At 66.9% G+C, this 23,992-nt stretch carries 18 protein-coding genes; 11 read left to right on the plus strand and 7 right to left on the minus strand.

What is annotated here, in order from left to right; genetic code table 11:
• Positions 1–134 precede the first annotated feature (134 nt).
• The 9 genes from ACUJB0_RS16710 to ACUJB0_RS16750 all read left to right on the plus strand — a co-directional run bounded on the left by ACUJB0_RS16710 (position 135) and on the right by ACUJB0_RS16750 (position 11,717).
• Positions 135–1,403: an efflux RND transporter periplasmic adaptor subunit gene (locus ACUJB0_RS16710; RefSeq protein ID WP_444846187.1), complete on the plus strand. Its 1,269-nt coding sequence runs from the start codon at positions 135–137 to the stop codon at positions 1,401–1,403.
• A 19-nt stretch (positions 1,404–1,422) separates the two neighbouring features.
• Entirely contained in the window at positions 1,423–2,151 is a 729-nt protein-coding gene (locus ACUJB0_RS16715; protein WP_117014482.1) for an ABC transporter ATP-binding protein, read from the plus strand.
• 10 nt (positions 2,152–2,161) lie between these two features.
• Positions 2,162–3,478 (plus strand): ABC transporter permease, encoded by a 1,317-nt coding sequence (locus ACUJB0_RS16720; protein ID WP_444846188.1) that lies wholly within the window; start codon positions 2,162–2,164, stop codon positions 3,476–3,478.
• A 12-nt stretch (positions 3,479–3,490) separates the two neighbouring features.
• Entirely contained in the window at positions 3,491–4,726 is a 1,236-nt protein-coding gene (locus ACUJB0_RS16725; protein ID WP_444846189.1) for an ABC transporter permease, read from the plus strand.
• A 47-nt stretch (positions 4,727–4,773) separates the two neighbouring features.
• Positions 4,774–6,114 (plus strand): sigma-54-dependent transcriptional regulator, encoded by a 1,341-nt coding sequence (locus ACUJB0_RS16730; protein ID WP_444846190.1) that lies wholly within the window; start codon positions 4,774–4,776, stop codon positions 6,112–6,114.
• Entirely contained in the window at positions 6,114–7,493 is a 1,380-nt protein-coding gene (locus ACUJB0_RS16735; RefSeq protein ID WP_444846191.1) for a sensor histidine kinase, read from the plus strand. Before ACUJB0_RS16730 ends, ACUJB0_RS16735 begins: the two co-directional genes overlap by 1 nt.
• 248 nt (positions 7,494–7,741) lie before the next feature.
• A complete protein-coding gene (locus ACUJB0_RS16740) occupies positions 7,742–8,212 on the plus strand; it encodes an FxDxF family PEP-CTERM protein (RefSeq protein ID WP_444846503.1) in 471 nt (156 codons plus the stop codon).
• A gap of 63 nt (positions 8,213–8,275) precedes the next feature.
• Entirely contained in the window at positions 8,276–9,049 is a 774-nt protein-coding gene (locus ACUJB0_RS16745) for a spermine/spermidine synthase domain-containing protein (RefSeq protein ID WP_444846192.1), read from the plus strand.
• Between the two features lie 229 nt (positions 9,050–9,278).
• Positions 9,279–11,717, plus strand: coding sequence for a TonB-dependent receptor plug domain-containing protein (locus tag ACUJB0_RS16750; protein ID WP_444846193.1), 2,439 nt, complete (start codon positions 9,279–9,281; stop codon positions 11,715–11,717).
• Here ACUJB0_RS16750 and pdxR read toward each other — a convergent pair.
• Positions 11,714–13,201 carry a MocR-like pyridoxine biosynthesis transcription factor PdxR gene (pdxR, locus tag ACUJB0_RS16755; RefSeq protein ID WP_444846194.1) on the minus strand — a complete coding sequence of 496 codons (1,488 nt, stop codon included), beginning with the start codon at positions 13,199–13,201 and terminating at the stop codon, positions 11,714–11,716. The two genes, ACUJB0_RS16750 and pdxR, sit on opposite strands and share 4 nt — an antisense overlap.
• A gap of 90 nt (positions 13,202–13,291) precedes the next feature.
• Here pdxR and ACUJB0_RS16760 point away from each other — a divergent pair, with 90 nt between their 5' ends.
• Positions 13,292–13,948, plus strand: a complete 657-nt coding sequence (locus ACUJB0_RS16760) for a pyridoxamine 5'-phosphate oxidase family protein (RefSeq protein ID WP_444846195.1) — start codon at positions 13,292–13,294, stop codon at positions 13,946–13,948.
• 36 nt (positions 13,949–13,984) lie between these two features.
• Here ACUJB0_RS16760 and ACUJB0_RS16765 read toward each other — a convergent pair whose 3' ends face one another.
• The gene (locus tag ACUJB0_RS16765; protein ID WP_444846196.1) at positions 13,985–14,350 is read right to left on the minus strand and encodes a hypothetical protein; all 366 of its coding nucleotides are present in this window, start codon (positions 14,348–14,350) and stop codon (positions 13,985–13,987) included.
• Positions 14,347–14,787 carry a hypothetical protein gene (locus ACUJB0_RS16770; RefSeq protein WP_444846197.1) on the minus strand — a complete coding sequence of 147 codons (441 nt, stop codon included), beginning with the start codon at positions 14,785–14,787 and terminating at the stop codon, positions 14,347–14,349. The genes ACUJB0_RS16765 and ACUJB0_RS16770 overlap by 4 nt, the downstream gene beginning before the upstream one ends.
• 673 nt (positions 14,788–15,460) lie before the next feature.
• Between ACUJB0_RS16770 and ACUJB0_RS16775 the strand changes: the two genes are divergently transcribed.
• A complete protein-coding gene (locus tag ACUJB0_RS16775) occupies positions 15,461–18,184 on the plus strand; it encodes a TonB-dependent receptor (RefSeq protein WP_444846198.1) in 2,724 nt (907 codons plus the stop codon).
• 72 nt (positions 18,185–18,256) lie between these two features.
• On the opposite strand, the gene ACUJB0_RS16780 is transcribed toward ACUJB0_RS16775, so the two are convergent.
• From ACUJB0_RS16780 to ACUJB0_RS16795, 4 genes are read right to left on the minus strand one after another with little or no spacing between them, the layout of a single operon-like run.
• Positions 18,257–19,912, minus strand: coding sequence for a hypothetical protein (locus ACUJB0_RS16780; RefSeq protein WP_444846199.1), 1,656 nt, complete (start codon positions 19,910–19,912; stop codon positions 18,257–18,259).
• A complete protein-coding gene (locus ACUJB0_RS16785; protein ID WP_444846200.1) occupies positions 19,909–21,945 on the minus strand; it encodes a DUF4175 family protein in 2,037 nt (678 codons plus the stop codon). The genes ACUJB0_RS16780 and ACUJB0_RS16785 overlap by 4 nt, the downstream gene beginning before the upstream one ends.
• Positions 21,929–23,047 carry a BatA domain-containing protein gene (locus ACUJB0_RS16790; protein WP_444846201.1) on the minus strand — a complete coding sequence of 373 codons (1,119 nt, stop codon included), beginning with the start codon at positions 23,045–23,047 and terminating at the stop codon, positions 21,929–21,931. The genes ACUJB0_RS16785 and ACUJB0_RS16790 overlap by 17 nt, the downstream gene beginning before the upstream one ends.
• On the minus strand, positions 23,044–23,991 hold the full coding sequence (locus ACUJB0_RS16795; RefSeq protein WP_444846202.1) for a DUF58 domain-containing protein: 948 nt from the start codon (positions 23,989–23,991) through the stop codon (positions 23,044–23,046). Before ACUJB0_RS16795 ends, ACUJB0_RS16790 begins: the two co-directional genes overlap by 4 nt.
• Between the last annotated feature and the right edge of the window lies 1 nt (position 23,992).

Raw genomic sequence — 23,992 nt, forward strand, 5'->3', positions numbered from 1 at the left:
CGCGGGCGGACAGGCGGACGACCGGACAGGCGGGCGGACAGCGGACGGCGCCACCTATTGTCAATGAAATCAGATACTTAGCCATTGGCACGGTTTCTGCATAACATTGCCTGTCTCTAAACACTTACACGATCATGATACGCGACACCTCCAATCAAGACGCCGTCATCGCCGCCCCCAAAGGGCACGCCACCAAGCGCCGCCTGCTGATCGCGCTGGGCGCCGTGGCCGTTGCGGCGGCGGCCTATTCCGTGGTCCACGCGTGGCGCGGCAGCGACCATTCGGTCAACCTGTCGCGCCTGCGCATCGCCGAAGTGGGCCGTGGCACGCTGATCCGCGACGCCGCCGTCAACGGCCGCATCGTCGCCGCCATCAGCCCGACGCTGTACTCGGCCTCGCCGGCCACGGTGACGCTGAAGGCCGCCGCCGGCGACACGGTCAAGAAGGGCGACATCCTGGCGGTGCTGGAATCGCCCGACCTGACCGACGCGCTCAAACGCGAGCAGTCCAGCTATCTGCAGCTGGAGGCCGAGGTGGCGCGCCAGCAGATCCTGGCCCGCAAACAAAAACTGCTGGCCCGGCGCGACGCCGACACCGCCGAGATCGAGCGCCTGTCCGCGCTGCGCACGCTGGAGCGCTACAACGCCGTCTCCAACGAAGGCATCATCGCCAAGATCGAATACCAGAAGGCCAAGGACGCGCTGAACTCGGCCGAGATCCGCGCCAAGCACGCCGGCCAGGCGGCCGAGCTGGAAAGCGACAACGTGGCGCTGGAGCTCAAGACCAAGATCAATGAGCTGGACCGCCAGCGCCTGTCGCTGGCCAATGCCCAGCGCCGCGTCGACGAGCTGACCGTGCGCGCGCCGGTGGACGGCTTCATCGGCACGCTGTCGGTGGCCAACCGCAGCGTGGTGCCGGCCAACGCGCCGCTGATGACCCTGGTCGACCTGTCGCGCCTGGAGGTGGAGCTGGAAGTGCCGGAGACCTATGTGTCCGACATCGGCCTGGGCATGAACGCCGAGGTCAACTACGGCACCGGCACCGCCAACGCCAAGCTGTCGGCGCTGTCGCCGGAGGTGGTCAAGAACCAGGTGCTGGCGCGGGTGCGCTTCACCGGCGTCCAGCCGGCCGGCCTGCGCCAGAACCAGCGCGTGACCGCGCGCCTGCTGATCGACGAGAAGCCGAACACGCTGATGCTGCAGCGCGGCCCGTTCGTGGAATCCGAGGGCGGCCGCTTCGCCTACGTGGTGCGCGACGGCATCGCCATCCGCACCCCGATCAAGATGGGCGCCACCAGCGTCTCCGCGGTGGAGATCCTCGGCGGTTTGAAACAGGGCGACAAGGTCGTCATCTCCGGTACCGAAACCTTTGAGAACGCCGAGCGCGTCTCGATCAACCAATAACTTTTTAAAGAGGCCCTCCATGCTGCGCATGCAAAACCTGAGCAAAGTCTATCGTACCCACATGATCGAAACCCACGCGCTGCGCGGCTTCGAGATCAACGTCAAGCAGGGCGAGTTCGTCACCGTGACCGGCCCTTCCGGCTCCGGTAAGACCAGCTTCCTCAACATCGCCGGCCTGCTGGAGGAGTTCACCGACGGCGAGTACATCCTCGACGGCATCAACGTCAAGGGCATGGACGACAACGCCCGCTCGCGCCTGCGCAACGAGAAGCTGGGCTTCATCTTCCAGGGCTTCAACCTGATCCCCGACCTGTCGCTGTTCGATAACGTCGACGTGCCGCTGCGCTACCGCGGCTTCAACGCGGCCGAGCGCAAGGAGCGCATCGAGGACGCGCTGTCCAAGGTCGGCCTGGCCTCGCGCATGAAGCACTACCCGGCCGAGCTGTCGGGCGGCCAGCAACAGCGCGTGGCGATCGCGCGCGCGCTGGCCGGCTCGCCCAAGCTGCTGCTGGCCGACGAACCGACCGGCAACCTGGATACGCAAATGGCGCGCGGCGTGATGGAGCTGCTGGAGGAGATCAACGCCCAGGGCACCACCATCCTGATGGTCACCCACGATCCCGAACTGGCGGTGCGCTCGCAGCGCAACGTCCACATCATCGACGGCCAGGTGTCGGACCTGGTGCGCAAGGCGCCGACGCTGTTCGATGCCAACTCGCACGCCGACGGCAAGTCCCATGTCGCATAAGGAGCGCCACATGTTCCACTACTACTTCCTGCTGGGCCTGCGCAGCCTGCGCCGCAACCCGGCCCTGACCGCGCTGATGGTGCTGACCCTGGCCGTCGGCGTGGCCGCCAGCGTGGCCACGCTGACCATCCTGCACGTGATGTCGGGAGACCCGATCCCGCACAAGAGCGACCGCCTGTTCGTGCCGCTGGTCGACAACGGCCCGATCGAGGGCTACAAGCCGGGCGACGAGCGTCCCGACAACCAGGTCAGCTACCGCGACGCCATCAATTTCCTCAACAGCAAAGCGGCCGAGCGCGCCACGGCGATCTACGGCACCAGCGTGGCGGTGGAGCCGGCGCGCAAGGACATGGCGGTGTTCATCTCGCGCGGCCTGGGCGTGGGCAGCGACTTCTTCAACATGTTCGACGCGCCCTTCCTGCACGGCCAGGCCTGGAGCCCGGCCGACGACAAGGCCGGCGCCAACGTCGTGGTGCTGGGCCGCAAGCTGGCCGACAAGCTGTACGGCGACACCGACCCGGTCGGCCAGCGCATGACCATGAGCGGCCAGCAGTACCAGATCGTCGGCGTGCTCGACAACTGGACCGTGGTGCCGCGCTTCCACCGCATCATCGGCAGCCAGGACGGCGCCTTCAGCGACGAGGAGGACATGTTCGTGCCCTTCAACGCGGCGATCCGCAACGAGCTGCCGCGCAACGGCAGCACCACCTGCACCAGCGACATCAGCCCTGGCTACCAGGCCTTCCTCGATTCCGAGTGCACCTGGATCCAGTTCTGGTTCGAGACCCGCAGCGCCAGCGACCGCCCCGCGCTGCAGAACTACCTCGACAGCTACGCCGCCGAGCAGCGCAAGCTGGGCCGCCTGAAACGCAACGCGCCCAACGTGCTGTACGACGTGCGCGAATGGCTGGACTTCATGAAGGTGGTCGGCAACGACAGCAAGCTGTCGGCCTGGCTGGCGTTCGGCTTCCTGGTGCTGTGCCTGGTCAACACCATCGGCCTGCTGCTGGCCAAGTTCTCGGTGCGCGCCGCCGAGGTGGGCATCCGCCGCGCGCTGGGCGCGTCGCGGCGCGAGATCTTCAACCAGTTCCTGATCGAGACCACGGTGGTGGGCCTGGTCGGCGGCGCGCTCGGCCTGTTGCTGGCCTTCGGCGCGCTGGCGCTGATCGCCATGCAGTCGAAGGCGCTGACGGTGGTGGCGCACATGGACTGGATCATGCTGCTGACCACCTTCGCGATGGCGGTGCTGTCGGCCGTGCTGGCCGGCCTGCTGCCGACCTGGCGCGCCTGCCAGGTCACGCCGGCCCTGCAACTCAAATCCCAATAAACGAGGCCCATCATGGAAATCCGTCCCATCCTGTCCGCGCTGCTGCGCAATAAGACCGGCCCCATCCTGGTGGCGGTGCAGGTCGCCCTCAGCCTCGGCATCCTGGCCAACGCGCTGCACATCGTGCAGGTGCGCCAGGCCGTGTCGGCGCGCCCCAGCGGCATCGCCAACGAGGCCGACGTGTTCAACCTGCAGGTGCGCCGCCTGAAGACCGGCAACCACCAGGAACAGCTGGCGGCCCAGCACCGCGAAACCGACACCCTGCGCGCCGTGGCGGGCGTGACGTCGGTGGCGATCACCACGCAGATGCCGCTGTCGCGCTCGGGCAACTACACCGGCCTGGCCACCGACCGCCGCCAGGTCAAGTCGACCCTCACCACCACCTCCTACGTCAGTCCCGATTCGCTGATCAAGACCTGGGGCCTGCAACTGGTGGAGGGACGCGACTTCCTGCCGGGCGAGATTCCGGAGATCGACGAGACCACCAGCCAGGAGTTCGCCAAGGTGGTCATCATCACGCGCCAGCAGGCCGAGAAGCTGTGGCCGGGCCAAAGCAGCTACGTCGGCAAGACCCTCTTCTTCGGCACCGGCGAGACCGCCAGGGCGGTGCAGGTGGTCGGCGTGATCGAACGGCTGCAGTCGCCGAACGCCCATATCGGCGAACGCGGCGATTTCTCCACCCTGGTGCCGGCGCGCCTGACCGGCGACAACGCCAACAACTACACGCTGCGCGCCGAACCGGGCCAGATGGACCGCGTCATCAAGGAGGCCGAGGCGGCGCTGCGCGCGTCCTCGCCGACGCCGGTGATCGTCAAGTCCAGGACCATGGCCGAGCTGCGCCGCGACCGCTACCGCGCCGACGTCGCGCTGGCGTGGATGCTGGTGACGGTCAGCGTGCTGCTGCTGTTGATCACCGCCAGCGGCATCGTCGGCATGGCCAGCCTGTGGGTCACGCAGCGGCGCAAGCAGATCGGCGTGCGGCGCGCGCTGGGGGCGCGCCGGGTCGACATCCTGCGTTACTTCGTCACCGAGAACTTCATGATCACCAGCGTGGGCGTGGCGGCCGGCGTGGTGCTGGCGCTGGGCCTGAACCAGCTGCTGGTGAGCCAGCTGGAAATGGCGCGCCTGCCGGCCGGCTACCTGATCGCCGGCGCCGCCGTGTTCTGGGCGCTGGGCGTGCTCGCGGTGTACGGCCCGGCCTGGCGCGCGGCGTCGATCTCGCCGGCCACCGCCACCCGCAGCGCCTGACGATGTTGGCTGCACCGGGCATGCCGCGACAATGTTATGCTTACGGCATGCCTACCGTATTGATCATCGACGACAACGCCGCCGTCGCCATCGCGCTTGAAGTGCTGTTCTCGCTGCACGACATCGACGCGCTGCGCGCCGCCTCCCCCGAAGCCGGCCTGGCGCTGCTGGAACAGCACAGCGTCGACCTGGTGCTGCAGGACATGAACTTCTCCGCCGACACCACCTCGGGCGAGGAAGGCACGGCGCTGTTCCGCGCCATCCGCGAGCGCCATCCCGAGCTGCCGGTGATCCTGCTGACCGCCTGGACCCACCTGGACGCGGCGGTCGAGCTGGTCAAGGCCGGCGCGGCCGACTACCTGGCCAAGCCGTGGGACGACAACCGCCTGATCGCCACGGTCAACAACCTGATCGAGCTGGGCCAGGCCAAGCGCGCGCTGCAGCAGCGCCTGCAGACCGAGCTGCGCCAGCGGCGCGAGCTCGAACGCGGCTACGACCTGCGCGGCATGGTGTGGCAGGACCCGGCCACCGAGCGCGTGGTGCACCTGGCCTGCCAGGTGGCGCGCGCCGACGTCCCGGTCCTCATTAGCGGCCCGAACGGCACCGGCAAGGAGCGCATCGCCGAGATCATCCAGGCCAACTCCGCCGTGCGCGACGGCCCCTTCGTGGTGTTGAATTGCGGCGCGCTGCCGGCCGAGCTGATCGAGGCCGAGCTGTTCGGCGCCGACGCCGGCGCCTACACCGGCGCCTCCAAGGCGCGCGAGGGCAAGTTCGAGGCGGCCGACGGCGGCACCTTGTTCCTCGACGAGATCGGCAACCTGCCGCTGGCCGGACAGATGAAACTGCTGCGGGTGCTGGAGACCGGCCGCTTCGAGCGGCTCGGCTCCAACCGCGAGCGCCAGGTCAAGGTGCGCGTGGTCAGCGCCACCAACGCCGACCTGCAGGCCATGATACGGGCCGGCAGCTTCCGCGAGGACCTGTTCTACCGCCTCAACGTGATCGAGCTGCGGCTGCCGCCGCTGGCGGGCCGCCCGGCCGACATCCTGCCGCTGGCGCGCCACTTCCTGGGCGCCGGCAAGGACCTGCATCCGTCCGCGCAGCAGGCGCTGCTGGCCCACCCGTGGCCGGGCAATGTGCGCGAGCTGAAGAACGTGATGGCGCGCGCCGGCCTGCTGGCCGCTGGCGACGTCATCAAGGCGGCCGACCTCGGCCTGCCGGCCGCCGCCGGCGCCATCGCCGACGACGGCGCGCGCGAGCCGGACCGCGACACCATCGGCCTGGCGCTGAGCCGGGCCGGCGGCGTGGTGGCGCAGGCCGCCGCCGAGCTGGGCCTGTCGCGCCAGGCGCTGTACCGCCGCATGGAGCGGCTGGGCATCGCCCGCCCCTGATGGGCTCCCGGCCGCCAGCGCGCCCGCCGGCCACGCGCCCGGCCGGCATGCGCCTCTCGCTGCTCACGCGCTGGACCGCGATGGTCGGCACCTTGCTGACGGTCGGCATCCTGATCGCGCTGGCGCTGACGCATTTCTTCCCCAACCATCCGGGCCTGGTGCTGGCGGTGTGCCTGCTGTGCGTGCTGCCGATCTCCATCATCACCATCCGCGCCCAGCTGGAGTCGATGCTGTCGCTGTTCCGCGCGCTCACCGGCACCGTGACCAGCTACCAGGACGGCGACTTCTCGTTCAGCCTGCACTGGCCGCAGAACGACGAGTTGAGCGACCTGGTGGCGGCCCACAACGCGCTGGGCGACGTGCTGCGCCAGCAGCGCCTGGACCTGGTGCAGCGCGAGCTGCTGCTCGACACCATGGTGCAGAACACGCCGGTGGCGATGCTGCTGGTGAGCGAGGCAGGCCCCATCGTCTACGCCAACGTGGCGGCGCGCCAGCTGCTGCACCAGGGCCGGCGGCTGGAGGGCCACCGGCTCGACGACATCCTGGCGCACGCCTCGCCGGCCCTGCTGGAGGCGCTGGCGCGCGGCGGCGACGGCCTGTTCACCACGCGCGAGGCCGGCGCCGAGGTGGAGGAGGAAGAGGTCTACCACCTGGCGCGGCGCAGCTTCAACCTCAACGGCCGCAAGCACGAGCTGCTGCTGCTGCGCCAGCTGACCATGGAGCTGCGCCGGCAGGAGGTGCAGACCTGGAAAAAAGTCATCCGCGTGATCAGCCATGAGCTGAACAACTCGCTCGCCCCGCTGACCTCGCTGGCCCACTCCGGCGCCGAGCTGGTGCGGCGCGGCCAGACCGAGCGCCTGCCGCAGATCCTCGCCACCATCGAGGAGCGCACCCGCCACCTGGAGAGCTTCATCCTCGGCTACGCGCGCTTCGCCAAGCTGCCGGCGCCGCGGCTGGAGCAGCAGGCGTGGCCGGCCTTCCTGGCCCAGCTGGCGGCCCAGGTCGACTTCACGGTGAGCGGCACGCCGCCCGACGAGCCGTGCGCCTTCGATCCCTCGCAGCTGGAGCAGGCGCTGCTGAACCTGCTCAAGAACGCCCACGAGTCCGGCTCGCCGGCCGGCGAGGTCAGCCTGGAGGTGCGGCGCCTGCACGGCGCGGTGCGGATCGACGTGCAGGACCGCGGCCCCGGCATGAGCGACACGGTGCTGACCAACGCGCTGGTGCCGTTCTACTCGACCAAGCGCAGCGGCACCGGCCTGGGCCTGGCGCTGGCGCGCGAGATCGCCGAGGCGCACGGCGGCCGCATCACGCTGGCCAACCGCGATGGCGGCGGATTGACCGTCACGCTGATCCTGCCAGTGTCGGCTACAAACAACTAATCGACGATAAGAAAATTGAAACTGTGTTGTCGATTTGCATAGTAGAAATTGACTGGTAGAAATTATTTATTACTTAGCCCGTGTGATAGAAATACGCTATCGTAGTTGCCGCCACGATCAAAAAATAGCTAATTGACATCGAAATTGACCCAGCGTAATTTGCATAGGTAGCACCGGGGTTTCTTGTCTTTAGTCAGATCTATTGCGGAGATAATATGAAATTAAAATCAATTTTGGCAGCGGGGTTGATGGTTGCGGCAGCGGGTGGCGCCATGGCCAACGATTACACGTCGCCGGTGATCGCCATGACGGGCGGCGCCGGCAGCTGGAGCACGTCGTTCGGCACCACGCACAGCGACGGACAGGCGTTCACCGACACCTTTACGTTCTCGTATGACGGTTCGCCGGGCATGGCGCAAGGCTTCTTCGCCAACTTCGTCAATTTCGAGGCCGGGCCGCCGACCATGCTGAACTTCAGCTGGGCCGACCTCAACGGCACCTCGCTGCCGGTCTTCAATGGCTTCTCGTCGGGCAGCGTGTTCTTCAGCGTGCCGGTGAGCGGCTTGATCACGCTGACCATCAAGGGCACCGACGTCGGCACCGCCAGCTATGGCGGCACGCTGGACATCAAGTCGGCCGTGCCGGAGCCTGCCACCTACGGCATGCTGCTGGGCGGTCTGGCGCTGATGGGCGCGGTAGCACGACGACGCCGGTCTTGAGCTCCGCTCAAAAAGACGCTGCGGCGTCTTTTTTTTATCCCGCGCGGGCTGGTAAACTACGCCATGTCCAAATTACCCGCCTCCGCCGCCCGCTTTGACGCGCCCGGCCACCCTCCCGCCACCATCACCGAATACCAGGGCGTGCGCAGCCTGCACCTGGGCACCTCCTGGGTCCAGGGCGCCATGCGCCTGGCCAAGCCGGACAACATCGAGCTCGAATACGTGCAGATGATGATGATGTGGCTGCTCTTCAACGACCAGCCGCGCCACATCGTCCAGCTCGGCCTGGGCAGCGCCGCGCTCACCAAGTTCTGCTACCGCCGCCTGCCCGGCGCGCGCGTGACGGCGGTCGAGCTCAATCCCAACGTGATCGCCATCTGCCACGCGCAGTTCGGCCTGCCGCCCAACGACGAGCGCCTGAACGTGCTGGAAATGAACGCCATGGATTTCGTGCTCGATCCGGCCAACCACGGCAGCGTCGACATCCTGCAGGTGGACTTGTACGACGAGGAGGCGCGCGGCCCGGTGCTGGACTCGCCCGAGTTCTACCAGGCCTGCTTCGACTGCCTGCGCGACGGCGGCATGATGACCACCAATGTGTTCGGCGATTTCGCGAACTACGACAAGAACCTGCAGGCGATGGAGCAGGTGTTCGACGCCGTGGTCTGGCTGCCCGAGGTGCACGACGCCAATATCGTGGTGATCGCCTTCAAGCAGTCGCCGGTGCTGGACTTCAGCGTGCTGTACGAGCGCGCCGGCGCCATCAAGAAGAGCCTGAACCTGCCGGCCAAGTCCTGGGTCAACGGCTTGAAGGGCTGGATGCTGGACCAGCAGTAACGCGCCACGCAAAGCACTATACTGATGCGCCCGCACCACAGTTTTGCACCGTTTTGCGGCGGCCCGTCGGTCAGATTACGACAAGTCGTCACATAACGCACGCAATATTGTCGAATGTGCATAATTTGCAACATGATGGTGCATGCCGCGTTGCCGCCCAGTTCGCCGCCACGATAGTATTTTTCTCGCCCGCGCTATCCGCGCGCGTCCCCAACAACGAGAGAGATACATGACAAGAGCACCCCACTTCCAACGCACACTGGTCGCCAGCGCGATCCTGCTGCTGGCCGCTGGCCAGGGCAGCGCCCAAACCGCCCCGGCCGACACCACGCCGGCCCCCGAACAAACCGTGGTCGTGCTGGGTTCGCGCTCGGTGGCCAAGACCGCGCTGGACACCTCGGCCCCGGTCGGCCTGATCAGCCTGAAGGACATGCAGACCGCCGGCCCGCTGGAGCTGGGCAAGCTGCTGCAGACGCTGGACCCATCGTTCAACTTCTCGAGCACCTTCATCAGCGACGGCACCGACTCGATCCGCCCCGCCACGCTGCGCTCGCTCGGCCCGGACCAGGTCCTTGTGCTGGTCAACGGCAAGCGCCGCCACCAGCAGGCGCTGGTGAACGTGCAGCAGACCATTGGCCGCGGCTCGGCCGGCACCGACATCAACGCGATTCCGCTGGGCGCCATCCACCACATCGAGGTGCTGCGCGACGGCGCCGCCGCCCAGTACGGCTCGGACGCGATCGCCGGCGTGATCAACATCGTGCTGAAGTCGCAGGTCAACGAGACCCAGTTGAGCGGCAGCTACGGCACCACCTCCGAAGGCGACGGCGACCTGTACTCGGGCACCGCCAACACCGGCTTCGCGCTGGGCCAGGACGGCGGCTTCCTCAACCTGACCGCCGAGGCGCGCAAGCGCGGCGAGACCAACCGCGCCGGCCCGGATTCGCTGCGCACCCTGCCAGGTCCGCCACGCGTGACCCAGCACATCGGCGACAGCAACACCAAGGACGGCTACCTGTGGTGGAACGCCGGCCTGCCGATCGACAAGGCCAGCGAGTTCTACGCCTTCGGCGGCATCTCCAAGCGCAAGAGCGATTCGTACGGCTTCTTCCGCTCGGCCGGCGACGACCGCACCATCCCGTCGATCGCGCCGAACGGCTACCTGCCGGCCATCCACACCGACATCAAGGACGCCTCGTTCGCGTTTGGCTACCGCCGCGACCTGGCCAACGACTGGAAGGCCGACGTCAGCATCAACTACGGCGCCAGCGAGCTCGGTTTCCATGAGTCGGACAGCGTCAACGTCAGCTACTGGTACGAGAAGAAGGCCGACGGCAGCATCTACGGCGAATCGCCGCGCGACGCCAACACCGGCACGCTGAAGTTCAACCAGCTGACCTTCAACGCCGACGTCAAGGGCCCGGTCAAGGTCGGCGACGGCAGCATCTTCCTAGCCACCGGCTTCGAATACCGCGCCGACAACTACCAGATCGTCGCCGGCGACCCGGTCTCCTACCAGTACGGCCGCACCAACAACCCGGCCATCGTCATCAAGACCCCGAGCGGCGCCACCGCGGCCTCCGGCATCCAGGGCTTCCCTGGCTACACGCCGGCCACCGCGGTCGATTCGGGCCGCCACAACATCGCCCTGTTCCTGGACGCCGAGCACAAGCCGGTCGACAACCTGACCCTGGCCGGCGCCGTGCGCTACGAAAAATACTCGGACTTCGGCAGCACCGTCACCGGCAAGCTGAGCGCCCGCTTCGACCCGACCAAGGAAATCGGCTTCCGCGGCAGCCTGTCCACCGGCTTCCGCGCGCCGAGCGTGCAGCAGGAGTTCTACAGCTCCGTGTCGACCAACCTGAATAACGGCGTGCTGACCGAAACCCTGACCGCGCGCCAGGGCAGCGCCGTCACCCAGGCCTTCGGCATCGCGCCGCTGAAAGAGGAAACCTCGACCAGCGGCAGCGTCGGGATGGTGCTGCGTCCGGCGAAGAACATGTCGCTGACCGCCGACCTGTACGAGATCAAGATCAAGGACCGCATCGTGTTCTCGAGCGAGATCGCACCTGAGGCCAACGGCGGCCCGATCGCCAACATCCTCAAGCCGCTGGGCGTGGGCCAGGCGCAGTTCTTCACCAACGCGGTCGACACCCGCACGCGCGGCCTGGACATCGTGGCCGAGCATACCTCCAAGTTCGCGGCGTCGACCCTGGTGCTGTCCGGCCAGCTGGGCTTCAACAAGACCGAAGTCACCAAGCGTCATTCGACGTCGTCGGTGCTGACCGGCGAGCAGCTGTTCGACAAGTCGCAAGTGACCCTGATCGAACACGGCCAGCCACGCAAGCACCACGTGGTGGCGGCCGACTACACCGCCGGCCAGTGGAACGTGAACACCCGCGCCAACTACTACGGTGAAGTGGAAGCGGAAAACTTCAGCCCCCTGCAGAAGTGGGACGCCAAGTGGCTGGTGGACGCCTCCGTGCGCTACGCCTACACCAAGCGCACCTTCTTCAGCATCGGCGTGAACAATATGTTCAACCAGCTGCCGTCGGAGTGGACCAACGGCGGCGCGTTCCCGAAACTGGGCTTCACCCGCTGCTGGGAAACCTGCCCGATCGGCGTGAACGGCCGCTCGATGTACATCCGCGCCGACACCGCGTTCTAATGCCGGCTTGAACGGTTGGCGGCGAACGCCGCCAGGTGCAGTATGGCCGCCAACTGTTTGACCAGTCCCTCCATCCGCTCGGCCGGCACTTGTGCGTAGCCGAGCATCAGTCCCTTCCAGCCCGACGTCCCCTGCGTGTCCTTGCCGCTCAGCGCCTCGGCCACGATGCCGTGTTCCAGCGCCTGCGCGCTGATCGCGTGGTCGTCCAGGTCCGCGCGTGTGAAACGCAGCGCCAGGTGCATGCCGGCCGAGCCGCCGTGCACCGTCGCCACCGATCCCAGATGCTGTTCCAGCGCCGCCACCAGCGCGTCGCGCCGCTGCCGGTACAGCCGCCGCATGCGGCGCAGGTGCAGCGCGAACTGGCCGCTGCGCAGGAACTCCGCCAGCGCCAGCTGCTCGGCCACGCGCCCGCGCGCGGACGACTGCGCGCGCATGCGGGCGAAATCGTCGGCCAGCCATGGCGGCACCACCACGAAGCCGATCCGCAGCGACGGGAACATGGTCTTGCTGAAGGTACCCAGGTAGACCACCGGCGCGTCCGGCGCCAGGCCCTGCATGGCCGACAGCGGCGCGCCGTCGTGGCGGAATTCGCTGTCGTAGTCGTCCTCGATGATCAGGGCGCCGGCCTCGCGCGCGGCGGCGATCAGCGCCATGCGGCGGCGCAGACTGAGCACGCTGCCCACCGGGTACTGGTGCGACGGCGTGGTGTAGATCAGGCGCGGTGGCCGCAGCAGCCAGTCGGCGGCGGCGGGCGCGATGCCGTCGTCGTCGACCTCGATGCCGGCCACATTCAGGCTGGCCGCGCGCGCCGCCGCCAGCGCGCCGCCGTAGCCGGGGCTCTCGATCCAGATGGTGTCGCCGACGTCGGCCAGCGCGCGCACGCACAGATCCAGGCTGCTCTGGGTGCCGTCGGTGATGAACACCTGCGCCGCCTCGCACACCACGCCGCGCGCCGCGCGCAGATGGTCGGCGATGGCCTCGCGCAGCTGCGGCTCGCCGGCCGGGTCGCCGTAGTTGAGCTGCTCCACCGTCAGCGTGCGCCACGCGCGTTCCAGCATGCGGCGCCACAGCGTCAGCGGAAAATGATCGAGCGCCGGCACGCCGGGCACGAAGGCGCCCATCATCTCGGCCGCTCCCTGCGGCGGGCGCAGGGAGCGCGCGCGCTGCGACAGGCCGGCCTGCGGCACGGCGGCCTGGCGCTGCGCGGCGGGCTTGCGGTCCGGCGCCACGGCGGCCACCACGGTGCCGCGCCGGTCGGTGGTGACGAAGCCCTCGCTGGCCAGCTGCTCGTAGGCGTACAGCACAGTGTTGCGGGCCAGGCCCAGCTCCTCGGCCAGCGCGCGCGACGCGGCCAGGCGCGTGCCCGCCGCCAGCGTGCCGTTGCGGATCGCCGCGCGCAGGCATTCGTGCAGCATGCGCTGGCGCGGCCAGCCGCGATGGCGGTTCTGCGCGGCGTAGCCGTCGATCAGCAAGGCAAAGTCCATTCGTGGCTCCATAAAAATGACGATTGCTGGACCTGTTTAAGGGGCCAGCCAGCCATTATATTGCGGCTTCAACCTTTTTGGATGGAGATCATGACCGAACCAGCAAACCACGCCGCACCGAGCGAACGCACCCGCGTCCGCCGCATTCCGACCAACGCGCATTACGACACCGCCACGCTGCACGCGATCATCGACGACGCCTATCTGTGCCACATCGCCTTCGCTGACGACAAAGGATCGCACTGCATTCCGACCGCCTGCTGGCGCGAGGGGAACCACCTGTACATCCACGGTTCCAACGGCAGCCGCATGCTCAAGCGTTTGACGGAGAGCGAGACCTGCGTGACCATCACGCACCTCGACGGCCTGGTGATGGCGCGTTCGGCGTTCAACCATTCGATGAACTACCGCTCGGCGATGGTGTACGGCCGCTTCGAGGTGGTGGCGGACGAGGGCGAACGTCGCCGCACGATGGAGACGTTCATGGAGAAGCTGGCGCCGGGCCGCCAGGCCGAGATCCGTCCGGGCTCGGACAAGGAGTACGCGGCCACCACCATCATGCGCATCGCGCTCGACGAAGCGGCCTGCAAGGTGCGCGCCGGCGCCCCGGAGGACGACGAGGAGGACATGAGCTGGCCGGTGTGGGCAGGCGTGCTGCCGTTCGAGCGCGTGCAGATGAAGCCCATCGCCGATCCAGCCTGCACCCACGCCGCGCCGGCCTACGTGATGGGCTGGCAGAAGTGGTAACGCTGCGGCGCTAGCCGGGACAGGCGCGCGCCGCGCCTACGGCGACACCCAGCGCGACTTGCCGACAACGCGCCTGTCCTTATCCAATGCCACCGACCATGCCTCGGTATCGAGCGACAAGCTGTTCTCGAACCAGAGGCGCTCCACGCAGCTACCGTCGCACGGTTGAGACGCGTATCGCGCAAACAAGGCACCCGCCTTCTCTCGCACAGACGGCTGCGCGCCGAAACGAGCAATCACCGCCGCCTCCGTGTCACCCACCCGCACAGCGTCAAATGCCGCATTGCGCGAGTGCGACTTGAACGCGCACAAACCAACACTCGCGACAATGGCTGCACTGATGATAAGCAGGATGACGCTCAACGCACTTCGTCCCCTCATGCGAATAACCATTGTCTTCATGGCTTCTCGTTGACCGTCGAACGCACCCGTTCACCTTCGCCCGGATCGATGCGCCCAATTTCTTCAACCGTTCGCTCGATTTCCAGATCGACAGCCGGGCTCCTTTGCAACTGCCGCAGCAGAACGACGAGTCTCATCTTGTCCAGAACGTCTGGGCAACGCGCGGCTACCCTCGCCCATCGTAAGCCCTCATCAAAATTCAAGGCGACATTCAAATAGTGCAGGGACAAGCGTCTCGCTGCGGCGCAGTCGCCAGCAAGTGCCAGAGGCTTTAGGTCAGCAACCGCTTTATCGCTTAAAGCATACTGCTCTTCCATCCCGTACGAAGACGATCGCTGGGTGCTCCTCCAATACACACCTATTGCCACGATCGCAGCAGTTAGCAGCAGCACCACAGCACCGAAGGTCATCAATCTACTGCGCTCTTTTTTCAGCAATTAACTTCCCCATGGCGTACTCACTTCGCACGACAATTTTCCCATGCTCAGCGGCGATAAACGCACCATGCGCGAGCTGACATCTTGCCATTCGTCCCGACTCCCCCCAAGGTCCGTACTCCAATATCGCGCCATCCGGGCAATGAACGTCTCTTGTCGCATTTTCGATTGCCAAATAGTCTGCATTTGGCTTGTCTGAGACACCTCGTAAACTCAAAAATGATATGGAAAGGATCGGACCGACAAGAATTCCGCGCAAATCAAGAGCAGGTCAGCCTTGATGCTCAACCAGTGTCTGAATGTCAGCCCGTCCCCGGCGCTTACTCCGTTCGCGGCCGTTTTTCGGAACGGCCGCTGCTCGCAAGCTCCAGCAAATCTCCGGGTGCAATCACATATGCGGAGGAGGGACTAACAGGATGATCCCTTCCTTGAAAAAGAATCCCGGGCCGGCAGAATTGAATGTAGTTTACTTACATATCGCTCGCCACCAAAATGATCAAAATACAACATGGAAGCGCTTCCCGCAGGAGAAAGCCTGACTTCCCGGCGATTTTTGGCGCTCCGGAAGGAATATCTGTTTGACTTGATCTCTAGTTTTAATACAAGATTGTTTTCAAGCGGCCAAAGAATGCCGTTCATAAAGCAATCCCTACAACACCAGGAGACAGTCAACATGAAGTTCACTACGCACTCGTCCGGCGTCCGCGCCGCGTTCCCTCTCACCCCGGTGGCCGCCGCCTGCGCGGTGCTGCTGTCGGCGCTGTCCGCGCCGGTGCACGCGCAGAGCGCCGCGCCGCAAGCGTCCGACGCGCCGATGTCCACGGTGGTGGTGGCGGGCATCCGCCGCGGGATCGAGGACGCGATCTCGGTCAAGAAGGACTCGACCTCCATCGTCGAATCCATCTCCGCCGAGGACATCGGCAAACTGCCCGACGTCAGCATCGCCGAATCGATCGCCCGCCTGCCCGGCCTGGCGGCGCAGCGGGTGGCCGGCCGCGCGCAGGTGATCAGCATTCGCGGCCTGTCGCCGGACTTCGCCACCACGCTGCTCAACGGCCGCGAACAGGTCAGCACCGGCGACAACCGCAGCGTGGAATTCGACCAGTATCCGTCCGAGCTGCTGAGCGGCGTGACCGTCTACAAAACGCCCGACGCGGGCCTGGTGGGCCAGGGCCTGTCCGGCACCATCGACATGCAGACCGTGCGCCCACTGGCCTTCTCCGGCCGCACACTGTCGGTCAATGTGCGCGGCGAGCAGAACTCGATGGGCAAGATCGCCAACACCAAGGACACCGGCCACCGCATCAGCGCCAGCTACATCGACCAATTCGCCAACCGCACGGTCGGCGTGGCGCTCGGCATCGCCAGCCTGGAGTCACCCATCCTCGACAACGAGACCGGCACCTACGAGCCGTTCGACCAGAGCAAGGTGTCCGGCGTCCCGGCCGGCACCTACGTCACCGCCGGCGTCAAGGCGCTGGCCAAGAGCGGCACGCTCAAACGCACCGGCTTGATCGGCGTGCTGGAATACCGGCCGAACAAGATGTGGACCAGCACCCTGGACGTCTTCGCCTCCGAGTTCAAGCAGGTCGACACCAACAACCAGTTCGAGGTCAACCTGGGCGGCTACAACGGCAGCAACAACCCGGTGGGCTTCAACTACAGCAGCACCAACATCGTCAACGGCACGCTGCTGGGCGGCACCGCGACCGGCGCCTACCCGCTGGTGCGCGGCCAGTACAACAACCGCAAGGATGAAATCCGCACCGCCGGCTGGGCCAACAAATTCAACTTCGGCAGCTGGTCGCTGCTGGCCGACGCCAACTACTCGGAAGCCAAGCGCGATGAGACCTACCTCGAAAACAACCTGCAGCTGCAAAGCGCGGGCGGCGGCGCCTTCAACGATCCGCTGATGACGGTGGGCTGGGCGACCGGCCACTTCGCCACCATCGCCGGCAAGCTCGATTACAGCGATGCGTCCAAGCTCTATACCGGCAACTCGATCTACGGCTACGGCAGCACCTACTCGCCGCACCTGAAGGACACGATGAAGAGCTTCAAGCTGGCCGCCACGCTGCCGGCGCCGGAGATGCTGGACAAATACCTGGGCGGCTTCGACGTCGGCGTCAACTACAGCGACCGCACCAAGACCAAGCGCCAGCCATCCGGCCAGCTGTTCGCCAACGGGAATCCGACCATCTCCAGCGACCTGCTGTACTCCCCGGTTGACCTGGGCTTCGCCGGCGGCGGCATCGTCCCGTCGTGGAACGTGCCGGCGGTGATCGCCAAGTACTTCAACCCGATCAACTACAGCCTGGCCAACAACGCCGGCACCATCAGCCGCGCGTGGGACGTGACCGAGAAGATCACCACCGGCTACGCCCGCGCCAACATCGACAGCGACTGGGGCGGCGTGTCCGTGCGCGGCAACTTCGGCGCACAGCTGGTGCACACCGACCAGTCCTCGCAGTCGCTGTACGCCGACAACGGCGGCACGGCCCATCCGATCGAGGACGGCAAGGCCTACAACGATATCCTGCCGAGCATGAACCTGGCCTTCGGCCTGCCGCATGAGCAAACGCTGCGCCTGTCGGTGGCCAAGCAGATCGCCCGCGCGCGCGTCGACCAGCTCAACGCCGGCTTCAACTTCACCGTCGATCCAGGCACGCGCCTGCCGAGCGGCAGTGGCGGCAACGCGCGCCTCGATCCATGGCGCGCCAAGGCCTTCGACGTCTCGTGGGAAAAGTACTTCGCCAAGAAGGGCTATGTGGCGCTGGCCGGCTTCTATAAAAAGCTCGACACCTACATCTACACCTTCTCCGAGACGCGCGACTTCTCGCAGTTCACGCCTGGCACCAACGCCATCACCAACATGGGCCAGTACACCACGTCCTACAACGGCAACGGCGGCATGCTGAAAGGCGCCGAGCTGTCCGTGTCGGTGCCGCTGGAACTGCTGACGCCAGCGCTGGACGGCTTCGGCGTGCTGGCCAGCAGCTCGTACACCGAGAGCGGGATCGACATCAAGCAGGTCAACGCGACCATCGGCAAGATCCAGTTGCCTGGCCTGTCGCGCAACGTCACCAACCTGACGCTGTACTACGAGAAGGCCGGCTTCTCGACCCGCGTGAGCACGCGCCGCCGTTCGGATTATGTGGGCGAGATCGGCAACTTCGCCGGCGACCGCCAGCTGCGTTACGTGGTGGGCGACAGCCCGGTGGACTTCCAGATCGGCTACACCTTCAACGAAGGCACGTTCAAGGGCATGGGCGTTCTGCTCCAGGTGAACAACCTGACCAACGAAGCGTATGAGACCTACGCCAACAGCAAGGACCGTCAGCTGGAGTATGCGAAGTATGGCCGCACGGTTCTGTTTGGGGTCAACTACAAGTTCTGACCGATGTTCCAAGGATGCCGGCCGAAGTACCAGGCCGGCCTTGATCCTGCGACCGCGGTTGCAGGGTCTTTTTTACTGGCGCTGCCCGGACTCGCGATACCACAAGCCCAGCATGCACAAGGCAAACGCCAGGGCGAAAGGCGCAACCGGCAAGGGACGGCCGGCGGCGGCCACGCCATCGGCACCGGCGCTCGCCATCCGCGCCGCATAGGTCGCGGTGGCGTCGCGCCGCAAGGCCCGCTGCCACGCCGGCCAGTCCTTGACGTCGTAGACATATTCCAGCGCCGGCGCCTCCATGCCGGCCGCATCGAACCTCATCCACCCGGCACTGCGCGGCCACCATGCGCCGCATCGCGAATCGGCCTTGTCGGCGCGCGCCAGCAGCGGCAGCGCGGGCCCGCCGTCGGCCGGCTGCGCGCTTGCCGCCGCGCCTCCCACGACGCAAACTTCGCCGCGCAAACCTGGCAGCGGCATAGGGTCCGGCATACGCCAGCTGGTTTTCTGGACGCCCGCCAGCGCGATCTTGTCCATCGCGCCCTGCCACCACAAGGCCAGTGCTTGCGGTGAGTTGATGGCGTAGCGGTGCCAGTCCGATACGCCGATCCACACCACACGGCCCTGCTGCAAATCGCGCTGCCAGAGCCAGGGCTGCTTCTTGCTGTCGCGCGCCGCCACAGACCACGGCGCGGTGGCATCATCGCCGGGATTGAGCGCGGCGGGAGGCATCGCCAGCACGGTGCCTGCGACGGTGAACTGGCGCGTGTCTTCCTTCTCCGTGGTGGGCGATTGCGGATGCAGGCGCAGGCCGAACTCGCGCTGCCACATCGCGACATCGGCGGCGTTCGCACCCAGCACCACCAGCGGTACGCCTTGCCGCGTCTGCGCCAGTAGCGCGCCACGCGCGGAAGGGTTCATGTGTTCCACGTAGGCCGCATCAACGAACATCGCATTCGGCGCCGTCAACGGAGCGCGTGCGGTTTCGCTGCGTGCCACGGCTTTGCCCAGGGTGACGCTCCAGTCCAGCACCGCGTTGCCGTCGGCCAGAAGCTGGTTCAAGGCGCGCGCGTCGAACGACGGCGCATCGAAGCGGCCCTGTATCTGCAAGGGTGTCGGGTCCTTTACCTGCAATGGTATCGGTCCTTGGGTGATCACTTTTCCGGCGGCGTCCAGCAGGCGGGCTTGTAACACCATGGCCTCCGCCACCGGCGGCAGCCATTGCACGCTCAGCGACGGCGTTCCAGCGACGGACAGATTGGAATCCGCCAGCACCTGCTTGTTTTCGGCCAGTAGCTGCAAGCGCCATCCCGCCGGCGCTGGCGCGCGGCGAACCGTCAGCGTGAAGATGCGGCCCAGCGATATCGAGCGCGGGAAGTCCAGCCAGAGCTGGTCCGTTGCGGCTGGCGCCCACTGCACGCGGCGCGCCGGCAGGTCACGCCACTCCGCTTCGCGCAGGCCGTCGCCGCTCAGGGCGATGGTTTGGGCGTGGGCTATCGCCTGCAGGGACGCTTCGCCGATGCCGCCGGATGCGTCGGTCGCCACCTTCGCGATGTTCTCGCTGGCCTGCGGCAAGCGTATATCGGCCAGCGCGACCGCCAGCGACGACGAGGCCACCACGATCAGCGCGGCATCGATCCATTTGCGCTTGCGCCCATACAGCACGGCGCTGACTGCGCCGGCGGCCAACGTCGCTGCGGGTACGGCGATGGCCGTCAATTCCATGTTCATCATTTCGACGGCTCCTTACCGCTCCAGGCCTGGCGGAACGGCGTGTCCGTCGATGTCCGTGCTTGCAGCAGCACTGGGGCATCCGTCAGTGTGCCGCGCAGCCATGCGCGCAATTCGCCGCGACACGGCGCGCAGCCATCCTGCACATCCTGCACCGCGCGTTGTGCGCTCAGCCTCTGTTCCTGGTCGGTGATGCGGGCGGCGATGGTGTCGCGGGCGGCCTTGCTCCACAGGGCCGGCAGCGCGCCGTCCTGCGACAAGGCCTGCACCAGTTCGCGCACTTCGGCAGGCACCGTGTCGCCGGCTGTACCTTGTGCGCGCTTGTAGCTTAATACGCCGACGATGTCGCCGCTCATGCGCTTCTCTTCCTTCAGCGCGGGCGGCACGAAGGCGGTGCGGTGCAGGTAGATCCGCTCAGCGGCCTGCAGCTCCTTGATCGCGTCCAGCGCTTTGTATTCGGGTGGCAGCGCGGGCTTGGGCGAGATCGCGCGCAACGATTTTTCCGCGTCCCACATGGCCGACAACGCGCGCTTGAGCACCGCTTTGGTCTTGGGATCGAAGATGGTGGCGTTGTCTTCCTGGTCGTGCGCGTGGCCGAACTCCTTCACCACCGACATCTCACTGCCGAAGGCTGCCTTGCCGCCGTGGTGCTCCTCGCCTTCGTGGTCGTGTTCATCGCCGAACAGGCTGGATTCTTCGCCAAGGAACTGGCCGTAGCGCAGGCGCAGGCTGGCCTGGTCCGAGGCGATGGCTTCGCTGCGCGCGCGCACTGTGGCCGTCGGCATGTTGGGGTGGGCCTGCATGTCGGCCACCAGCTGTTCGGTGTCGATGATGATCTGCCGCTGGCTGCGCAGGTTTTCCGGCTTGGCCAGCGACGGCAGCGCGGTGGCGTCCAGGCTTTCCGCTTCCGGGGCGGGCAGGCGCAGCGTGTAGGTCGGAGATTGGGTGGTGTGCGGGTTGTCCGGCGAGTTATCCGTGGCACGCACGAAGAAATACAGTTCGTCGCCAGGCTCCATGCCGAGTTCCGCCAGCGTCCATTGTTTTTTCCAGTTGCGGGTTTTCGGATCGGCCGATTGGGGCAGTGGCACTTCGCGGTCGGTGAAGCGGATGTTCTCGCCGCTGCCGCGCGCCAATGTCATGTGCAGGCTGGCGCGGACGATGGCGTAATCGTCGCGGGCGCTGACGGAGATCTGCGCGGTCCTCGCGTCCTTGGAGAGGATGTGTATCAATTCGTTCGGCTCTACGATGGTCACTTGCGGCGCCTGGTCGGGCGTGACACGGATGTTGTAGCGGGTGCTGTTCTTGCCGCGTGCGCGCCAGAACATGGATTCTTCGACGCGCTTCATCGCGCAGGCTTCGGTGACGGGCAGGCTGGCGCCGTCGCCCAGTTCCACCGCCGGCTGCGCGCCGCTGGGGTTGCGCACGCACCAGCGCACTTCGGAGAATTGCGGTACCTGGATGTCGCGGGCTGCGGTCTCAAATGGCTTGGCGCCGGTGTAGGCCGGCGGCGTTACGCGCAGGTAGATTTCGCCGTCGACGATGGCCCTTGGGGCCTGGCTGTTGGCGGCTGGCGCGCTGGCGGCGGTCTGCTTGCCGTGGTAGCCCCATGCGGCGCCTGCCGCGGCAAGGCTTAGCAGGATGGGCAGGATGCTCATTCGCACGCGGGTGCGGGCGATGTTGCGATAGTCATCTTCGCCCAGCACGTCGGCGAGGCGGGCTTGCAGGCGTTGTTGCTGTAGCCTTGCGATGGGGGTAGTGGCGTCGGCGGCCAGCAGTGTGCTGCTGTCTTCCAGTGCGGGGATGGCAGCGTTCAGCCAGGAGGTCCATTCGCGTTTGATGCGCTGGCGCCAGCGATAGATGTCGATGGCCAGCCAGGCGGCCCACGGCAGCAGGGCCGCGATCACCAGCGGGCGTGCGGCGTGCGGCAGGACCAGGGCGGCGGCCAGCGGCGCCAGTGCGGCCAGCCATTGGGGGACGCGGCGGCGCAGGACGGCGGCCCAGAGGTGGCGGCGCAGGGTATCAGCTTCGCCGTGCATGGCTCAGTATCCGTTCGAGTAAAAACAGCGCAAGCAGGACAAGCGCCAGCCAGGCGGCGGGCTTGGCGTCGGTGATGGCAGGCAGCGCGCTGCGGGTGGTGCCTAGGGTTTGCGTTGGCATGGGGTAGGCCGGAGCTGGGGCGGGGCTTAGCTGTTGCCACGCTTCGTAGAGCGCGCGGGCGGTGTCGGCGTCGCGCGGGGGGAAGGCGTCGGAGGTCCACATGCGGCCGCGCGGGGAGGCGGCGTATTTCAGCGTGAGGCCGTTGATGGTTAGCGTGGAGGTGCTTGCCAGTTCGGGGAACGCGGGGCTTGGTGCAGCCAGCCACCAGTGCGGGGCGCGCCAGTTGGCGGGCGGCGCGGATGGGGATTCCCAGATGATCAGCTCCGTCGCGGTGGTCGGCTCGGCGGCGAGCGTGTAGCGTTCGACGCCATCGCCGGCGCGGCCAAAGGCGGCGAGCAACGAACGCCAGGCAGCGCCCTGCTCCTGCGCGCCGGCCAGCACGATGTGGTGCTCGGCCCGCAGCCGTCCGGAAGATGCGGCCGGCGTAGCGGCGGGGGCGCCCAGCGTGGTGGCGATGGAAGCGGCCGGCGGCGCGGCGGTGGCGGCGGATGGCAGCTTGGTGCGAAGGTCGATCTGGTGGCTGAAAGGCGGCACTCGGGCTGGCATCGCTATCTGTTCGCCACGGGAGACGATCAGCAGGCGCGCGCCGGGGCGCCAATCGCGCTCGTGCTGGCGCAGCCATTGCAGGCCGTTCGGAGGCAGTTCGATGCGCTGGGCGGCGCTCATGCCGGCGGCGGTGATCTGCTGTTCGGCCCAGGCCTTGTCGGCGCCGGCGTCCAGCAGCACGGTGTCGCCTCGCCATGGGAAGATGGTCGCGGCCAGCCAGGCGATCAACGTCACCAGCATCAGGCAGCGCACCAGCAGAAGCAAGCGGTCGCGCCATCGCCATATGCGCAGTTGCTCCGGCGCGGCCGACGGCAGGAAGCGCGCGGTCGCCAGCGGCTCGGCCTTCAGGCGCTGGCGTTTCTGGCGGTGCCACCATATCGGCAGCAGCAGCACCGGCAGCGCGAGCCACCACAATGGATATGAGCTCAACATCATTTTGCGCGCGCTCCCGCCAGCTGCAACCAGCTGCGCAGCACTCCGCCCAACGGCTGCTCGATGCGCGCCTCGTAGTGGACGATATTGTTTTGACGGCAGCTGGTCGCCACGGCGTCGAAGTGCGCGCGGCTTTGCTGCTTGTAGCTTTCGCGGTCGGCGTTGGTCATGCGGCGCAAGCCGTCGCTTTGCTCCGGATCGCGGTAGGCCGCGCCGGCCTTGAAGCTGGCATCGACTTCCGCTTGCGTGCGCAAGGTCAGCAGGCGCACGTCATGCCGCAGGCTGCGCAGGCGCAGCAGCGCTTCGCTGAGCGGCGACGGCCAGTCGAGGAAATCGCTGGCGGCGAATATCAGACTCGGTGAGCGGGCGAAGTGCAAATTCGCCTTCAGCACCTCGGCGCTGGGCAGGCCGCCTTCCGCCCTGGCCTTGGCCAGCTGCGCCAGCACGCGCTGCAACTGGCGCGGCCCGCGCGAGGCTTGCGTGAATTCGACCTTGCCACCACTGCACACCACCAGTCCAAACGCGTCGCCCTGCCGCTGCGCGATGGCGGCCACGCAGGCCAGCACGGTGCGCGCGAACCACAGCTTGTCGACGCCGTTGATCTCGCGACTGGGCTCCGCCATCGAGGCGCTGGCGTCCAGCCACAACCAAGTGGCGACGTGGCTGTCGCGCTCCGCCTCGCGGACGAAGTAGCGGTCGGCCCGCGCCAGCAGCTTCCAGTCGACGCGGCGCCACTCGTCGCCCGGCGCGTAGGCACGGTACTCGGAGAATTCGACGCCGGCGCCGCGCTCGCGGCCCGCGTGCAGGCCGTGGCCCAGCCCCGCCAGCACGTGGCGGATCACCAGGTCCAGGTCCTTGGTCTGCGCCATCATCGCCGTCATGGCGGCGGGCGTGGAAGCGCCTGCCGGACTGGCGCCCGGCGCGGACGGTTTAAAGGTCGATTGCATC

It is taken from the genome of Duganella caerulea (assembly GCF_040362985.1).
Classification (GTDB): domain Bacteria; phylum Pseudomonadota; class Gammaproteobacteria; order Burkholderiales; family Burkholderiaceae_D; genus Rugamonas; species Rugamonas vulcania.

What these genes read in the sequence shown, in the direction of transcription:
- ACUJB0_RS16775 (WP_444846198.1), top strand. Translation starts at nt 15,461, where the DNA reads ATGAAGTTCACTACGCACTCGTCCGGCGTCCGCGCCGCGTTCCCTCTC.
- ACUJB0_RS16765 (WP_444846196.1), bottom strand. Translation starts at nt 14,350, where the DNA reads ATGAAGACAATGGTTATTCGCATGAGGGGACGAAGTGCGTTGAGCGTC.
- ACUJB0_RS16725 (WP_444846189.1), top strand. Translation starts at nt 3,491, where the DNA reads ATGGAAATCCGTCCCATCCTGTCCGCGCTGCTGCGCAATAAGACCGGC.
- ACUJB0_RS16785 (WP_444846200.1), bottom strand. Translation starts at nt 21,945, where the DNA reads ATGCACGGCGAAGCTGATACCCTGCGCCGCCACCTCTGGGCCGCCGTC.
- ACUJB0_RS16730 (WP_444846190.1), top strand. Translation starts at nt 4,774, where the DNA reads ATGCCTACCGTATTGATCATCGACGACAACGCCGCCGTCGCCATCGCG.
- ACUJB0_RS16710 (WP_444846187.1), top strand. Translation starts at nt 135, where the DNA reads ATGATACGCGACACCTCCAATCAAGACGCCGTCATCGCCGCCCCCAAA.
- ACUJB0_RS16715 (WP_117014482.1), top strand. Translation starts at nt 1,423, where the DNA reads ATGCTGCGCATGCAAAACCTGAGCAAAGTCTATCGTACCCACATGATC.
- ACUJB0_RS16720 (WP_444846188.1), top strand. Translation starts at nt 2,162, where the DNA reads ATGTTCCACTACTACTTCCTGCTGGGCCTGCGCAGCCTGCGCCGCAAC.
- ACUJB0_RS16745 (WP_444846192.1), top strand. Translation starts at nt 8,276, where the DNA reads ATGTCCAAATTACCCGCCTCCGCCGCCCGCTTTGACGCGCCCGGCCAC.
- ACUJB0_RS16740 (WP_444846503.1), top strand. Translation starts at nt 7,742, where the DNA reads ATGGTTGCGGCAGCGGGTGGCGCCATGGCCAACGATTACACGTCGCCG.
- ACUJB0_RS16760 (WP_444846195.1), top strand. Translation starts at nt 13,292, where the DNA reads ATGACCGAACCAGCAAACCACGCCGCACCGAGCGAACGCACCCGCGTC.
- pdxR (WP_444846194.1), bottom strand. Translation starts at nt 13,201, where the DNA reads ATGGACTTTGCCTTGCTGATCGACGGCTACGCCGCGCAGAACCGCCAT.
- ACUJB0_RS16795 (WP_444846202.1), bottom strand. Translation starts at nt 23,991, where the DNA reads ATGCAATCGACCTTTAAACCGTCCGCGCCGGGCGCCAGTCCGGCAGGC.
- ACUJB0_RS16735 (WP_444846191.1), top strand. Translation starts at nt 6,114, where the DNA reads ATGGGCTCCCGGCCGCCAGCGCGCCCGCCGGCCACGCGCCCGGCCGGC.
- ACUJB0_RS16780 (WP_444846199.1), bottom strand. Translation starts at nt 19,912, where the DNA reads ATGATGAACATGGAATTGACGGCCATCGCCGTACCCGCAGCGACGTTG.
- ACUJB0_RS16750 (WP_444846193.1), top strand. Translation starts at nt 9,279, where the DNA reads ATGACAAGAGCACCCCACTTCCAACGCACACTGGTCGCCAGCGCGATC.
- ACUJB0_RS16790 (WP_444846201.1), bottom strand. Translation starts at nt 23,047, where the DNA reads ATGATGTTGAGCTCATATCCATTGTGGTGGCTCGCGCTGCCGGTGCTG.